The 13847-nt window shown below is 72.2% G+C and carries 13 protein-coding genes; 7 read left to right on the forward strand and 6 right to left on the reverse strand.

Annotated elements, in window-relative coordinates:
• Positions 1-154 precede the first annotated feature (154 nt).
• Genes ASG94_RS19515 through ASG94_RS19525 form a run of 3 tightly spaced genes read left to right on the forward strand, consistent with a single transcriptional unit; the run spans position 155 to position 3179 of the window.
• Entirely contained in the window at positions 155-1123 is a 969-nt protein-coding gene (locus ASG94_RS19515) for a Bug family tripartite tricarboxylate transporter substrate binding protein (protein WP_056928149.1), read from the forward strand.
• On the forward strand, positions 1123-1647 hold the full coding sequence (locus ASG94_RS19520; protein ID WP_056928150.1) for a tripartite tricarboxylate transporter TctB family protein: 525 nt from the start codon (positions 1123-1125) through the stop codon (positions 1645-1647). Before ASG94_RS19515 ends, ASG94_RS19520 begins: the two co-directional genes overlap by 1 nt.
• Positions 1647-3179, forward strand: coding sequence for a tripartite tricarboxylate transporter permease (locus ASG94_RS19525; RefSeq protein WP_056928151.1), 1533 nt, complete (start codon positions 1647-1649; stop codon positions 3177-3179). Before ASG94_RS19520 ends, ASG94_RS19525 begins: the two co-directional genes overlap by 1 nt.
• A gap of 46 nt (positions 3180-3225) precedes the next feature.
• On the opposite strand, the gene ASG94_RS19530 is transcribed toward ASG94_RS19525, so the two are convergent.
• The gene (locus tag ASG94_RS19530; protein WP_056928152.1) at positions 3226-3447 is read right to left on the reverse strand and encodes a hypothetical protein; all 222 of its coding nucleotides are present in this window, start codon (positions 3445-3447) and stop codon (positions 3226-3228) included.
• A gap of 95 nt (positions 3448-3542) precedes the next feature.
• A complete protein-coding gene (locus tag ASG94_RS19535; protein WP_056928153.1) occupies positions 3543-4133 on the reverse strand; it encodes a histidine phosphatase family protein in 591 nt (196 codons plus the stop codon).
• Between the two features lie 44 nt (positions 4134-4177).
• Between ASG94_RS19535 and ASG94_RS19540 the strand changes: the two genes are divergently transcribed.
• Entirely contained in the window at positions 4178-4675 is a 498-nt protein-coding gene (locus ASG94_RS19540) for a DUF427 domain-containing protein (RefSeq protein ID WP_056928154.1), read from the forward strand.
• Between the two features lie 9 nt (positions 4676-4684).
• Here ASG94_RS19540 and ASG94_RS19545 read toward each other — a convergent pair whose 3' ends face one another.
• The gene (locus ASG94_RS19545; protein WP_056928155.1) at positions 4685-6748 is read right to left on the reverse strand and encodes a protein meaA; all 2064 of its coding nucleotides are present in this window, start codon (positions 6746-6748) and stop codon (positions 4685-4687) included.
• Between the two features lie 75 nt (positions 6749-6823).
• A complete protein-coding gene (locus tag ASG94_RS19550) occupies positions 6824-7132 on the reverse strand; it encodes an STAS domain-containing protein (protein WP_056928156.1) in 309 nt (102 codons plus the stop codon).
• A gap of 149 nt (positions 7133-7281) precedes the next feature.
• Between ASG94_RS19550 and ASG94_RS19555 the strand changes: the two genes are divergently transcribed.
• The 3 genes from ASG94_RS19555 (at position 7282) to ASG94_RS19565 (ending at position 11672) form a co-directional block, all read left to right on the forward strand.
• Positions 7282-7854: a cob(I)yrinic acid a,c-diamide adenosyltransferase gene (locus ASG94_RS19555; protein ID WP_056928157.1), complete on the forward strand. Its 573-nt coding sequence runs from the start codon at positions 7282-7284 to the stop codon at positions 7852-7854.
• 88 nt (positions 7855-7942) lie between these two features.
• Positions 7943-11095, forward strand: coding sequence for a DEAD/DEAH box helicase (locus ASG94_RS19560; protein WP_056928158.1), 3153 nt, complete (start codon positions 7943-7945; stop codon positions 11093-11095).
• On the forward strand, positions 11088-11672 hold the full coding sequence (locus ASG94_RS19565; protein WP_056928159.1) for a GNAT family N-acetyltransferase: 585 nt from the start codon (positions 11088-11090) through the stop codon (positions 11670-11672). The genes ASG94_RS19560 and ASG94_RS19565 overlap by 8 nt, the downstream gene beginning before the upstream one ends.
• 24 nt (positions 11673-11696) lie before the next feature.
• On the opposite strand, the gene ASG94_RS19570 is transcribed toward ASG94_RS19565, so the two are convergent.
• Both ASG94_RS19570 and ASG94_RS19575 read right to left on the reverse strand, forming a co-directional pair.
• Entirely contained in the window at positions 11697-12269 is a 573-nt protein-coding gene (locus ASG94_RS19570; RefSeq protein WP_156411720.1) for a GNAT family N-acetyltransferase, read from the reverse strand.
• Positions 12262-12696, reverse strand: a complete 435-nt coding sequence (locus ASG94_RS19575) for a GNAT family N-acetyltransferase (protein ID WP_056928161.1) — start codon at positions 12694-12696, stop codon at positions 12262-12264. Before ASG94_RS19575 ends, ASG94_RS19570 begins: the two co-directional genes overlap by 8 nt.
• Positions 12697-13847 lie beyond the last annotated feature (1151 nt).

Raw genomic sequence — 13847 nt, forward strand, 5'->3', positions numbered from 1 at the left:
TCGGCCACGGCGACGGTGTGACCGTGACCACAAAGACCGAAACGAACCTTCCGACCACAAGGGAGACAGCCGGTGTGACGATCGCCACTGTTGGCGTCGACGTCGCAGAGCGCGGCGAGCCCCGGTCGCCGGGGTGATGCGAGGAGAACGTGCGATGAGGAAGTTCCAGACGCTGGTCGCTGCAGGAGCGGCCGTGGTGGCCGTGACGGCGCTGGCCGGGTGCAGCGGTTCCGAGGGTGACACCGCGGTGCGCATCATGGTCCCCAACTCCCCCGGGGGCGGCTACGACACCACGGCCCGGGTGGCCGCCAAGATCGTCGAGGACGACAAGATCAACGACACCGTCGAGGTCTACAACCTCGAGGGCGCCGGCGGCACCACCGGGCTGGCCAAGCTGGTCGGCTCGAAGGGCAAGGACGGCGAGCTGATGCTCATGGGCCTTGGCGTGGTGGGCGCGGTCTACACCAACCAGTCCGACAGCACGCTGGCCGACACCACGCCCATCGCCCGGCTGATCAGCGAGCCGGACATCCTCGTGGTGCCGGCGGACTCGCCGTACAAGACCCTGGAGGACCTCGTCGCGGACTGGACCGAGTCCCCGGGTGACTTCCCGGTCGGCGGCGGCTCCTCGCCGGGCGGCCCCGACCACCTCGCGGCGCACCTGACTGCGGAGGCCGTGGGCGTCACCCCCACCGACGTCAACTACGTCGTGTACGACGGCGGCGGCCCGCTCCTCGCCGCCCTGCTCAGCGGCGAGGTCGAGCTGGGGGTCTCCGGGCTCGGTGAGTACAAGGACCAGATCCAGGCCGGCCAGCTCCGGGTGCTCGGGGTCACCAGCGGCGAGCGCGTGGAGGGCTTCGACGCCCCCACGCTCACCGAGCAGGGCGTCGACCTGGAGTTCACCAACTGGCGCGGTCTCGTCGCCCCTCCCGGCATCGACGACGCGGAGCAGGACCGTCTGGTCTCCATGGTCGAGGAGCTGCACGACACCCCCGAGTGGGAGGACGCGATGGCGGAGAACGGCTGGACCGACGCGCTGCTGACCGGCGACGAGTTCGGCGACTACATGAGCGAGCAGGACGAGCAGGTCCAGGGCCTGCTCGACGAGCTGGGCCTGGTCTGATGGAGCAGCTCACGGCTGCCGGTCCCGACGCGTCGGGTCCTCACGCCTCCCGGCGGGCCGGCCTCTCCGAGTTCGGAGTGGTCGGCCTGCTGGCCGGGCTCGGGGTCCTCGTCCTCGTCGAGACGCAGCAGATCACCGACGGGATCGGCACGGTGCGCACGCTCAGCCCCCGCGTGGTGCCCTACTTCGTGGCGGGCTTCCTGCTGGTCGTCTCCGTCCTGCTCGCCCTCGACATCGTCCGCGGCGGTCGCGGGGAGCAGGAGTCCGGCGAGGACGTCGATCTCACCCACGGGACCGAGTGGCGCACGCTGCTCGGCCTGGCCGCCCTGGTCGCCGGCTCGGGACAGCTCATCCCCCTGATCGGCTTCCCGGCCGCCGGCGCCCTGCTGTTCTTCGGCACCACCCGGCTGCTCGGCTCCCACCGCATCGTGCTCGACCTCGTGGTGAGCATCGTCGTCCCCCTCGTCGCGTTCCTGGTGTTCACCGAGGGACTCGGCATCTACCTCCCCCTGGCAGGTGCCTGATGGATGCCCTCCCCGCGCTGCTCGACGGCTTCGCCGCGGCCGCCCAGCCCGAGAACCTCCTCTGGGCCCTCGTCGGCGTCATGCTCGGCACCTTCGTCGGGGTCCTCCCCGGCATCGGGCCGGCGATGACGCTGGCCCTGCTGCTGCCGCTGACCTACTCCCTGGACCCGGCTCCCGCCCTGATCCTCTTCGCCGGCATCTACTACGGCGGCATGTACGGCGGGTCGACGACGTCGATCCTGCTCAACGCCCCCGGCGAGAGCTCGTCGGTGATGACCGCGATCGAGGGCAACAAGATGGCCCGGGCGGGCCGGGGGGCCCAGGCGCTCGCGACGGCGGCCATCGGCTCGTTCGTGGCCGGCACCATCGCCACCGTCCTGCTCATCTTCACCGCGCCGGCGATGGCGAGCTTCGCGGTGAGCCTCAAGGCCCAGGACTACTTCGCGATCACGCTGCTGTCCTTCGTGGCCGTCTCCACGGTGCTGGGCTCATCCCCGGTCCGCGGCCTCGCCGCCCTGGCCCTGGGCCTGACCCTGGGCCTCATCGGGATCGACGCGCTCACCGGCCAGCAGCGACTGACGTTCGGCGTCGACTCGCTGTCGACCGGCATCGACACCGTCGTCGTCGCGGTGGCGCTGTTCGCGGTCGGCGAGGCGCTGTGGATCGCCGCGCACCTGCGTCAGGCCCCGGCCGAGGTGATGTCCAGCAGCACGCCGTGGATGAACCGGTCGGACTGGCGCCGGTCGTGGCCCGCGTGGCTGCGAGGCACGGCCCTCGGCTTCCCGTTCGGCGCCCTGCCGGCGGGTGGCGCGGAGATGCCGACCTTCCTCTCCTACTCGCTGGAGAAGAAGCTGACCCGCCACCCCGAGGAGTTCGGCCACGGGGCCATCGAGGGCGTGGCCGGTCCCGAGGCGGCCAACAACGCCTCGGCCGCGGGCACGCTGGTGACCCTGCTGGCGCTGGGCATCCCCACCACCGCCACCGCGGCGGTGATGCTGTCGGCGTTCCAGCGCTACGACCTCCAGCCCGGACCGCAGCTGTTCGAGAACACCCCGGACGTGGTGTGGGCGCTGCTGGCCAGCCTGCTGATCGGCAACGTGATGCTGCTGGTGCTCAACCTGCCGCTCGCCCCGCTCTGGGCCCGGCTGCTCAAGCTCCCGCGTCCCTACCTCTACAGCGGGATCCTGTTCTTCTCGATCCTCGGCAGCTTCAGCGTCAACCAGAACCCCACGGACATCCTGGTGCTGGTCGTGCTGGGCCTGCTGGGCTTCCTGATGCGGCGCTACGGCCTCCCCGTGGTGCCGACGGTGATCGGCGTGATCCTCGGCCCCACGTCCGAGGGCAAGCTCCGACAGGCCCTCCAGGTCAGCAACGGCGACTGGTCCACCCTCTGGGCCACCGGTTTCGCGATCACCGTGTACGTCGTGATCGTCGCGCTGCTGACCCTGGCCGTCGTACGGGCGGTCGCTGCGAAGCGGACCTCCCTGGTCGACTCCGCCGAGGCACCCGAACGCGAGCACGCAGGCGTCTGACCCGACCGGGTCGCCCCGGCCGTCCGGCCGGGGCGACCCCGCGCGCTCAGGCGGCGAGCTGCTTGCCGACCTTCTTCTTGACCTTGACGAGCTTGCGCTTCTTGACGGTGTATCCCTCGGGCAGGGTGCCCTCCTTGAGCATCCGCAGGGGGCAGCGGTTGCACTTCGTCCGCGAGACGCAGCACTCCTTCTTGGGCAGGCGGGCGACCTTGCCGGCCTTGCCCGCCTTCTTGCCCGCCTTCTTGCCTGCCTTCGTGGACGTGCCCATGTCGGCACTCTACACGCGTGTTAGGCAAGGCTTACCTGCCTGTTGCGGACGTCTCAGTGTCGACGTCTCGTTGTCGACCTCTCACGCGTGGCGCGTCAGTCGAGTGCGCGCCAGCCCGCGTCGTCTCCCTCGAGCGCGACGTGGCCACCACCCGGCAGGTGCAGGTCGTACGCCGTCGCACGGGGCCGTCGGAGCAGCTCCGGCACGGCGACCATGATCGCGCCGCCGTGGCTCACCACCAGCACTCCCTCGCCACGGTGGGCGTCGCGGACCTCGTCCAGCACGGCGGACATCCGGGCCGCGATCGCGGCGACGTCCTCGCCACCGGGGATCGTGGCCGAGTCGTCGCCCGCCGCCCACGCACCGAACACCGGGCCCAGCGCCTCGGACTCGCTCGCGTCGGTGCCGGCGAGCGCGCCCACGCCGTACTCCCGCAGGTCCTCGCGCACGACCACGTCGACGCCCAGCACGCAGGCGGCGATCTCCGCGGTCTGCACGGCCCGCGACAGCGGGCTGCACCAGACCCGGGCGATGCGCTCGGACAGGAGGCGCTCCCCCAGGGCACGGGCCTGGGCCCGCCCGGTCGCGCTGAGGCACCCGCCCTGGTCGGTGACCAGGTCGGTCTCGTAGTCGGCCTCGCCGTGGCGGGCCAGGAAGACGCGCGTGGCGCACTGGAGGTCGCTCATGGCGCCACGCTAGCTGCGCCCGGCCCCGGCGTAGGTTGGTCGACATGCGCAGAGTGACCCCCGAGGTCCCCGGTCCCGGCCAGGAGTCCGTGTGGGACTACCCCCGGCCCCCGCGGGTCGAGGACAGCCCCGAGACCGTCGAGATCCGCCTCGGCGGCGAGGTCGTGGCCCGTACGACGTCGTCGCTGCGGGTCCTGGAGACGAGCCACCCGCCGGCCTACTACCTGCCGCGGGACGCCTTCGCCCCCGGCGTGCTGCGCCCGGTCGAGGGCACCACGTTCTGCGAGTGGAAGGGCGTCGCGACGTACTTCGACCTCGTCACCCCGGCCGCCACGGCCCGCCGTGCCGCCTGGACGTACGCCGACCCGACCCGCGGCTTCGAGGCCATCCGCGACCACCTGTCCGTCATGCCCGGCCAGGTGGAGGCGTGCCTGGTCGACGGCGAGGTCGTGCGCGCCCAGGAGGGCGGCTTCTACGGCGGCTGGATCACCGACCGCGTGGTCGGGCCGTTCAAGGGCGGACCCGGCAGCCACGGCTGGTGACGCCCGGCGTCAGTCCAGGTCGTGCGCGCGCCGGATGACGTCCACGATTCCGCCCATGATCTCGGTGAGCCCGAAGTCCTTGGGCGTGTAGACGGCCGCGACGCCCAGCTCGACGAGCCGCCGGCCGTCGGACTCGGGGATGATCCCGCCGACGATCACCGGCACGTCCTCCAGGCCCGCCTCCCGCAGCCCCTCGAGCACGTCGGGCACCAGCTCCATGTGCGAGCCGGACAGGATCGAGAGGCCGACGCAGTGCACGTCCTCGGCGACCGCCGCGGCGACGATCTGCTCGGGGGTCAGCCGGATCCCCTGGTAGATCACCTCGAAGCCGGCGTCGCGGGCCCGGACGGCTACCTGCTCGGCGCCGTTGGAGTGCCCGTCGAGGCCGGGCTTGCCGACCAGCAGCCGCAGGCGGCCGCCGAGCTCCTCGCCCGTCGTACGCACCTTCTCGCGGACCGCGGCCAGCTCGGCGCCCGCCTCGGCCACGCCGACGGCTCCGCTCACCCCGGTCGGGGCGCGGAACTCGCCGAAGACCTCGCGCAGGGTCCCGGCCCACTCCCCCGTGGTCGCACCCGCCCGGGCGGCGGCGAGGGTGGCGGGCATCAGGTTGGTGGTGGTCTTGGCATCGGCGGCCAGGGTCGCGAGCGCCTCGGTGACCGCGGCCTCGTCGCGCTGCTCCTTCCACGCGGTCACGGAGTCCAGGGCGGACTGCTCGGCAGCCGGGTCGGCGGCCATGATCGCCTCGTCGAGGTTGGCGGTCAGCGGCGACGGCTCGGTGGTGTCGAAGCGGTTGACCCCGACGATGACCTCCTCGCCGTTCTCGATCCGGGCGCGACGGGCGGCGTGGGCGCTGACGAGGGCCTGCTTCATGTAGCCCGACTCGACCGCGGCGATCGCGCCGCCGAGCGCCTGGACCCGGTCGATCTCCGCCTTGGCGCTCTCCACGAGCTCGGCGACCTTCTTCGCGATGACGTGCGAGCCGTCGAAGATGTCGTCGTACTCCAGCAGGTCGGACTCGAAGGCGAGCACCTGCTGGAGGCGCAGCGACCACTGCTGGTCCCAGGGACGCGGGAGGCCGAGGGCCTCGTTCCACGCCGGGAGCTGTACGGCGCGCGCCCGGGCGTTCTTGGACAGCGTCACGCCGAGCATCTCCAGCACGATGCGCTGCACGTTGTTCTCCGGCTGGGCCTCGGTGAGGCCGAGGGAGTTGACCTGCACGCCGTAGCGGAAGCGGCGCATCTTCTCGTCCTGCACCCCGTAGCGCTCCCGGGTGATCTCGTCCCACAGCTGCACGAACGCCCGCATCTTGCAGGTCTCCTCGACGAAGCGGACACCCGCGTTGACGAAGAACGAGATGCGGCCGACGACCTTCTCGAAGTCCTTCTCGTCGACCTGGCCCGAGGCCTTGACCTGGTCGAGGACGGCGATCGCGGTGCACAGCGCGTAGGCCAGCTCCTGCGTCGGCGTCGCCCCGGCCTCCTGCAGGTGGTAGCTGCAGATGTTGATCGGGTTCCACTTCGGGATCTCGTGGACCGTGTAGGCGATCATGTCGCTGATCAGACGCAGGGAGTGCTCGGGCGGGAACACGTAGGTCCCGCGGGAGAGGTACTCCTTGATGATGTCGTTCTGGGTCGTGCCGGCGAGCTGGTGGGCGACCGCGCTGCGCTCCTCGGCGCTCGAGGCGGCGCTCAGGCCGCTCTGCTCCTCCGCGGCCACCTGGTACATCGCGAGCAGCCACATGGCGGTCGCGTTGATCGTCATCGAGGTGTTCATCCCCGTCAGCGGGATGTCCTCGAAGAGCCGGCGCATCTCGCCGAGGTGCGGGACCGGCACGCCGACCTTGCCGACCTCGCCGCGGCTCAGTGGCGAGTCCGGGTCGTAACCGGTCTGCGTCGGCAGGTCGAAGGCCACCGAGAGACCGGTCTGTCCCTTGGCGAGGTTGGTCCGGTAGAGCGCGTTGGAGGCCGCGGCGGTCGAGTGCCCGGCGTACGTGCGCATCACCCACGGGCGGTCCTTGGCGGGACGCGCCGCCTCGGGGGCAGCCGACGGGACCTGGACCTCGGAGTCAGTCATGGGGTCAATGTAGGCCCGTGGTTACCGGTGAGTCACCGGCTGGAAATGTGAGCAACCCCACCCACGCCGGGTGGATCAGGCCGAGGCGATGGACCGCTCGACCTCGATGGCCCGGGCCAGCCGGGTCAGGTGCATCATCCGCCGCACGGCCGGACCACAGTTGCGCACGGTGAGGTGGTGGCCGTTGAGCCAGGCCTGCCGGGTCGCGACAGCCAGCACCCGCAGCGCGGTCACGTCGACGTTGTCGACGTCACCCAGGTCGACGACGATGTCCTCGTCGAGGCACTCGAGGTGGTCGTAGATCGCAGCCCGGACCTCCCACGTGCTGCGCACGTCGAAGTCACCGTGCAACATCAGGACCGGTCCGTCCATGGTGATGTCCATCGGTGCTTCCCCTCTGTCGGCGCCCCCGGCACTCCCAGACTGTGACGTGGCACTCACTATGACGCAGTTGTACCCGACTTGGTTGCACCGACACCTCCCCTTTTCGGGTGGCGGGCCTCGACGCGGGTCGCATCGATAGGGTCGGGTGCATGGTCAACCTCACCCGCATCTACACCCGCACCGGCGACGCTGGCACCACCCGGCTCGGCGACATGAGCGAGACCTCCAAGACCGACTCGCGGCTGCACGCGTACGCCGACGTCGACGAGGCTGGCGCCCACCTCGGGCTCGCGCTGGCCCTGGGCGACCTGGACGACGACGTGGTCGCGGTGCTCACCCACGTGCAGAACGACCTCTTCGACGTGGGCGCCGACCTGTGCACGCCGGTCGTGGCGGAGCCGGAGTTCCCGCCGCTGCGCATCGAGCAGGACTACGTCGACCGGCTCGAGGGCTGGTGCGACCACTACAACGAGCAGCTACCCAACCTGCGCTCGTTCATCCTCAACGGCGGCACGCCGGGCGCGGCGCACCTGCACGTCGCGCGCACCGTCGTACGACGCGCGGAGCGGTCCGCCTGGGCGGCCTGGGCCGAGCACGCCGAGTCGATGAACCAGCTCTCCATCACCTACCTCAACCGGCTCTCCGACCTGCTGTTCATCCTGGCCCGGCACGCCAACCGCGAGCAGGGCGACGTGCTGTGGGTGCCCGGCGGCGAGCGCTAGCGAGACGCGCGACAGATACCGCGGCGAGCGCTGACCCTGTGGACGGCGCCTGCGGGATGTCGGCGCTCGGTGCCACGATGGGTCGGCCATGGAGATCCGCGACGCGCTGACGGATGACTACCTCGCCCGGTTCTTCGACCCGGGCACCCTGGCCCGCGCCCACGGCTACGTCGACGAGGTGTTCGACCTGTCGGCCGTGCACGAGACGTCGTCCAGCCTCACGGCCACCGCGGAGGTGTGGGGCAGCGCCCCGACGCCCTACCAGGTGCAGTTCCACGCCGAGGTCAACCAGGCCTCCGACTGGGTCTTCACCGCCTGCACCTGCCCGGTCTCACGCCTGTGCAAGCACGGCGCGGCCGTCGCGCTGTGCCTGCGCGGACCGGCGCCGGTGGCCGCCGAGCCGCCGTGGCGACAGCGCCTGGCTCGGCTCCACGGCGAGCTGGACAAGCGCTCCCGCTCGGCCCTGGCCGGCACCGCGCTCGCCCTCGAGGTGTCCCGTCGCCCGGCCAACCGGTGGTCACGAGGCGCGCCGGGCGACTTCTCCATGCGTCCGCTGCGACCGGGCGCGCGCCGGGGGTGGGTCCGCACCGGCGCGGAGTGGCCCGACCTCTCCGGTCCCGCCGCCGCCAGCCGGTTCGTGCCCGCCCAGGTCGAGGCTCTGCAGGCGCTGCACCGGGGGCTGCTCGGTCGCCACGCCTACCTGGTCGCCGGCGCGGCACCGATGCTCGACGACTACGGCGACCGCCTGGTGCCGGCCCTGCGCGACGCCGTCGCCGCCGGCGTCGTGCTGCTGCCCGGCGCGGGAGTCGCCTCCGTCTCGCTGAGCGCCGGCCCGGCCCGGCTCGCCGCCGACCTGACCCAGCGGGACGGCGCCACGTCGCTCGAGGTCTTCGCGGAGGTCGACGAGCGCCGTTGGCGCGGCGACCTGGTCACCCCGGTCGGGCGGCCGGCCACCTCGCTCGCCCTGGTCGAGGGCGACGACGTGCTCCTCGCCGACCTCGCCGAGCCGTTGCACGACGCCCTGGCCGAGCTGCTGGTCGGTCCTCCGGTGGTCGTCGACGACGAGGAGGTCGACGAGTTCCTCGAGGCGCTCGCACCGGTGGCGCGGCACGTGCCGGTCGTCTCGTCGGACGGGTCGGTCGAGGTGCCGACTCCCCCGCACCCCCGCCTGCTCCTGACGGTCGCCTGGCACTCGTCGACGCACGCGGGCCTCGAGTGGCAGTGGACCTACGGCGAGGCCAGGTGCACCCTGTCCTCCACCGACTCCCTGGCCGGGGTGCGCGACCCGGAGACCGAGCGCTCCGTCCTGGCGACCGTGCCGGCCCACCTGGTCGGGGTGACGTCCGTCAGCGGCGGCGACGCCCTCGCGCTGGCCCTGCACGAGCTCCCCCACCTCGCCACGCTCGACGACGTGACGGTGGCCGAGGTCGAGCCGCCCGACTTCCGAGAGTCGACCAGCGCGCCCGAGGTCACGTTCACCCTGGCCGAGGACCAGCCCGACCACACCGACTGGCTGGACCTCGAGGTCCTCATCAGCATCGACGGCGAGCAGGTGCCGCTGCCCGACGTGCTGGCCGCGGTGACGCGGGGCGACGAGTTCCTCGTCCTGCCCAGCGGCCTGTACGTCGCCCTCGACCGCCCGGAGTTCGCCCGGCTGCACGAGGTGGTGGCCGCCGCGGCCCAGCTGCGTGACGGTGACGGCGACCGGATGAGCGTCGGGACCACCGACCTCAGCGTCTGGGCCGAGCTCTCCGAGCTCGGCGTGGTCGACGCCCAGGCCGCCACCTGGGTGCAGCGGGCGGTGGCGCTGCGCGACCTCGCCGAGATCCCGCAGCCGGACCCGGTCGGGCTCACCACCACCCTGCGGCCCTACCAGCTGGAGGGATTCTGGTGGCTGGCGTTCCTGCACCAGCACGGGCTCGGCGGGATCCTGGCCGACGACATGGGCCTGGGCAAGACGCTGCAGGTGCTCGCGCTCGTCCAGCACGCCCGGTCCCGGGGCGGGGTCGAGGACCCGTTCCTCGTGGTCGCCCCCACCAGCGTGGTGACCGCGTGGCGGCAGCAGGCAGCCACCCACGCCCCGGGGCTGCGGGTCGGCGTGGTCGGGCGGCGCACCGACGACGTCGCCGCGATCGCGCGTGACCACGACCTCGTGGTCACGACGTACGCCCTGCTCCGCCTCGAGCGCGACCAGTTCTCGGCGCGGCGCTGGGCCGGGCTGGTGCTCGACGAGGCACAGCAGGTCAAGAACCACCAGGGCAAGACCTACGCGGCCGCCCGCAGCGTGGACGCCGACTTCCGCCTGGCCGTGACCGGCACGCCGTTCGAGAACCGGCTCATGGAGCTGTGGTCCTTGCTCTCCATCACCGCACCCGGCCTGTACCCCGCTCCCCGCCGGTTCCGCGAGGTGGTCGTGGGTCCGGTCGAGAAGGGCGGCGACCAGGCCGCGCTGGACCGCTTCCGGCGCCGCATCAAGCCGTTCCTGCTGCGGCGCACGAAGGAGCTCGTCGCCGCCGAGCTCCCGCCCAAGCAGGAGCAGGTCCTCGAGGTCACCCTCGAGTCCCGGCACCGCAGGATCTACGACGCCCACCTCGCCCGCGAGCGGCAGCGCATCCTCGGGCTCGTCGAGGACTTCGACCACAACCGGGTCGCCATCTTCAGCGCCCTGACCAAGCTCCGGCAGCTCGCCCTCGACCCGGCCCTGGTGGATCCGGACCACGACCACGTCGGCTCGGCCAAGACCAGCCTGCTCGCCGAGCAGCTGGCCGAGGTGACGGCGGAGGGACACCAGGCGCTGGTTTTCAGCACGTTCACCTCGTTCCTCTCCCGCGTGCGCGACCGGCTCACCGCCGACGGCATCCCCACCGTCTACCTCGACGGAGGCACCCGCGACCGCGAAGCGGTCATCGAGGCGTTCCGCCGGGCCGAGGCCCCGGTCTTCCTGATCAGTCTCAAGGCCGGCGGGGTCGGGCTGACCCTCACCGAGGCGGACTACGTCTACGTGCTCGACCCCTGGTGGAACCCCGCCGCGGAGGCGCAGGCGGTCGACCGGGCGCACCGGATCGGCCAGGACAAGCACGTCCTCGTCTACCGGCTCGTCGCCAGCGACACCATCGAGGAGAAGGTGATGGCGCTCAAGGCCCGCAAGGCCGAGCTCTTCGCCCGGGTCATCGACGGGGACGCGGGCGCCGCCCAGGGCATCAGCGCCGACGACATCCGGGGGCTGTTCGCCGATGACTGAGGGCACGTGGGCCACGCACCCCGTCACCACGGAGCGGTTCGACGACTTCGCCGACGTCGTCAACCCGCGACGCCGCAGCACCCACTGCTGGTGCCTCTCCCACCGCCTCCGCGTGAAGGAGATCGAGGAGCTCGGCCACGGCTCGCGCGAGGACGCCGCCCGCGCGCTGGCCGCGGGGCGCACGTCGTTCGGCGTGCTGACCTACCGCGACGAGGTGCCGGTCGGGTGGTGCCACGTGGCGCCCCGCGAGGAGATCCCCCGGCTCGCGGCGTCCAGGCTCATCCGACCCGTCGACGACGTCGCGGTGTGGAGCATCATCTGCGTGGTCGTCCGCAGCGGGCACCGCAGGCAGGGCGTGACCGGACACCTGATCGACGGTGCGGTCTCGTACGCCGCCTCCCGCGGCGCCCCGGCGGTCGAGGCGCACCCGGTCGATCCCGAGGGCCGGATGGACACCACGATGGCGTTCGTGGGCACGCGCGCGATGTTCGAGCGTGCGGGCTTCGAGGTCGTCGGCCGGACCGACGCGGTCGCCGGCGGGTTGCCGCGCCTCGTCATGCGGCGGACGCTCGGCTGATGGCGACGTGAGGGACGTCGTCGGTCAGCGCACCTGCCACTCGGCTCGGCCGAACTCGTAGCCCACTTCCCCTTCCTCCCAGCCCGGAACCCTCTCCTTCCCCTCGGCCGCCCAGCTCGAGGTATGGGTCATCCCCAGCTTCTCCAGCACGCGCCGCGACCCTGCGTTCGCCGCCATCGTGGACGCGAGGACTCGCTCCACCTCGTCGCACGCGAAAGCCTGGTGGACCATCATTCGCGCACCCTCGGTGGCAAGGCCACGGCCCCACGACTCCGACGTCAGCCGATAGCCCACCCCGGACACGTCGGATCGCCCCTCGAACGACGATGCCGACCACCAGCCCACGAAGGACGGACCCTCGAAGCCGGCCCAGTAGCCGAGTCCCCGAGCAGGGTCGCTCTGCCTCTGGAGACGCTGACGCCACTCGTCCGCCGTCTCATCCGAAGTCGCGGGACGGCCACGGATGAAGGTCATGACTGCGGGATCGCCGTTCAGCTCGCCCATCAGGTCCAGGTCGTCGACCGTCACCGGACGCAGCACCAGGCGCTCCGTCGTCAGGGTCGGCAGCCGCGTCGGGGACGGGGTGGTCTCAGCCATGGCGCTCCGCGTCACGCCGCTGCATGCGGCGCTCCTGGGGCTCGTCGGCGGGCCACCCCGCCGGCACTCCGACGTCGACGAACCCCGCCCGTTCGTACGCCCTCCGCGCCCGGGTGTTGTCGCTGCGGACCATCAGGCAGGTCGACCTGTCCTGGTCTGCGGCCCACACCACGACGCGGTCGATGAGCTGACCGGCGGCACCCGTTCCTCGAGCGGCCGGGGCCACCCACATCGAGATCAGCTCGACCCAGTCCGGGTCGACGAGCTGGCCACTGACGACACCGACCACCTGCGTCCCCTCGCGCGCGACGAGGTTGAGCGGCACCTGGGACAGGCGCGACCGCCAGCGCTCGACGGGGGCGTCGACCCAGTCGGCGTACCGGGAGCCGAAGGCCGCAGGCGAGTCGGACAGCGACGCCAGCCTCACCTCCCGAAACGTCTCCCAGTCATCCGGTCCGATCCGTGTGATGTCCACCCGCGGAACCTAGCAACGCCCACGACCGACCTCGCGTCTCCCGACCTCGCGTCCCGGAAACCATGGACAGCTCGCGACCCGCGCCCCGAGTCGGACAGACCCTCCACAGGACGCTCTCGACCGTTGCCGGGCGGACTGGCGAGGGGTAGACTCGAACACATGTTCGATCATGCGGACGCGCCCCTCCCGCCCCGGGACCTCGATCCCGCGGCGCAGGTCCGCGCCCTGCACGAGGCACTGTCGCACCTCCCGCTCGCGGTCGACCCCCGCCAGGGCATCGACCAGCTCGACGCCCTCGAACGCCTCAAGTCCGCCATCTGCGSCACCCAGGCCCGCATCACCCACGAGATCGACCAGCACCGCCACGCCCAGCACCACGCCCGCCGGATCCTCGAACCCACGCGGCGCCTCCCCAACCCCGACGCCGGCACCGGCACCGAGATCGGCCTGGCCCGACACGAGTCACCCCACGAGGGACGCCGCAAGCTCCGCCTCGCCCGCGCCCTGCTGACCGACCTGCCCGAGACCCTCGCCGCCCTCGAACGCGGCGACCTGTCCGAACGCCGCGCCGAGATCATCGCCACCGAGACCACCGACCTCACGCAGGCGCAGCGCCGCGAGGTCGACACCGTCGTGTGCCGCGACCTGGCCGGCCTCGGCGACGCCGGGCTGCGCGACGTCGTACGCCGCGAGGTGCTGCGCCGCGACGAAGACGGCTGGCTCGCCCGCCACCAGCGCGCCCGGGCCAAGCGCCGCGTCAGCGGCCGGATCCTCGGCGNCCCGAGACCCTCGCCGCCCTCGAACGCGGCGACCTGTCCGAACGCCGCGCCGAGATCATCGCCACCGAGACCACCGACCTCACGCAGGCGCAGCGCCGCGAGGTCGACACCGCCGTGTGCCGCGACCTGGCCGGCCTCGGCGATGCCGGGCTGCGTGACGTCGTACGCCGCGAGGTGCTGCGCCGCGACGAAGAGGGCTGGCTCGCCCGCCACCAGCGAGCCCGGGCCAAGCGCCGCGTCAGCGGCCGGATCCTCGGCGACGGCATGGGACTGCTCACCGCCGTCCTGCCCGCCACCGACCTCTCCACCATCATGACCTCGCTC

Source organism: Nocardioides sp. Soil805 (assembly GCF_001429625.1).
Lineage (GTDB): Bacteria > Actinomycetota > Actinomycetes > Propionibacteriales > Nocardioidaceae > Nocardioides.

Excerpts from the sequence above, each read along its gene's own strand:
- ASG94_RS19515 (WP_056928149.1), top strand. The coding sequence starts at position 155 with ATGAGGAAGTTCCAGACGCTGGTCGCTGCAGGAGCGGCCGTGGTGGCC.
- ASG94_RS19520 (WP_056928150.1), top strand. The coding sequence starts at position 1,123 with ATGGAGCAGCTCACGGCTGCCGGTCCCGACGCGTCGGGTCCTCACGCC.
- ASG94_RS19525 (WP_056928151.1), top strand. The coding sequence starts at position 1,647 with ATGGATGCCCTCCCCGCGCTGCTCGACGGCTTCGCCGCGGCCGCCCAG.
- ASG94_RS19530 (WP_056928152.1), bottom strand. The coding sequence starts at position 3,447 with ATGGGCACGTCCACGAAGGCAGGCAAGAAGGCGGGCAAGAAGGCGGGC.
- ASG94_RS19535 (WP_056928153.1), bottom strand. The coding sequence starts at position 4,133 with ATGAGCGACCTCCAGTGCGCCACGCGCGTCTTCCTGGCCCGCCACGGC.
- ASG94_RS19540 (WP_056928154.1), top strand. The coding sequence starts at position 4,178 with ATGCGCAGAGTGACCCCCGAGGTCCCCGGTCCCGGCCAGGAGTCCGTG.
- ASG94_RS19545 (WP_056928155.1), bottom strand. The coding sequence starts at position 6,748 with ATGACTGACTCCGAGGTCCAGGTCCCGTCGGCTGCCCCCGAGGCGGCG.
- ASG94_RS19550 (WP_056928156.1), bottom strand. The coding sequence starts at position 7,132 with ATGGACATCACCATGGACGGACCGGTCCTGATGTTGCACGGTGACTTC.
- ASG94_RS19555 (WP_056928157.1), top strand. The coding sequence starts at position 7,282 with ATGGTCAACCTCACCCGCATCTACACCCGCACCGGCGACGCTGGCACC.
- ASG94_RS19560 (WP_056928158.1), top strand. The coding sequence starts at position 7,943 with ATGGAGATCCGCGACGCGCTGACGGATGACTACCTCGCCCGGTTCTTC.
- ASG94_RS19565 (WP_056928159.1), top strand. The coding sequence starts at position 11,088 with ATGACTGAGGGCACGTGGGCCACGCACCCCGTCACCACGGAGCGGTTC.
- ASG94_RS19570 (WP_156411720.1), bottom strand. The coding sequence starts at position 12,269 with ATGGCTGAGACCACCCCGTCCCCGACGCGGCTGCCGACCCTGACGACG.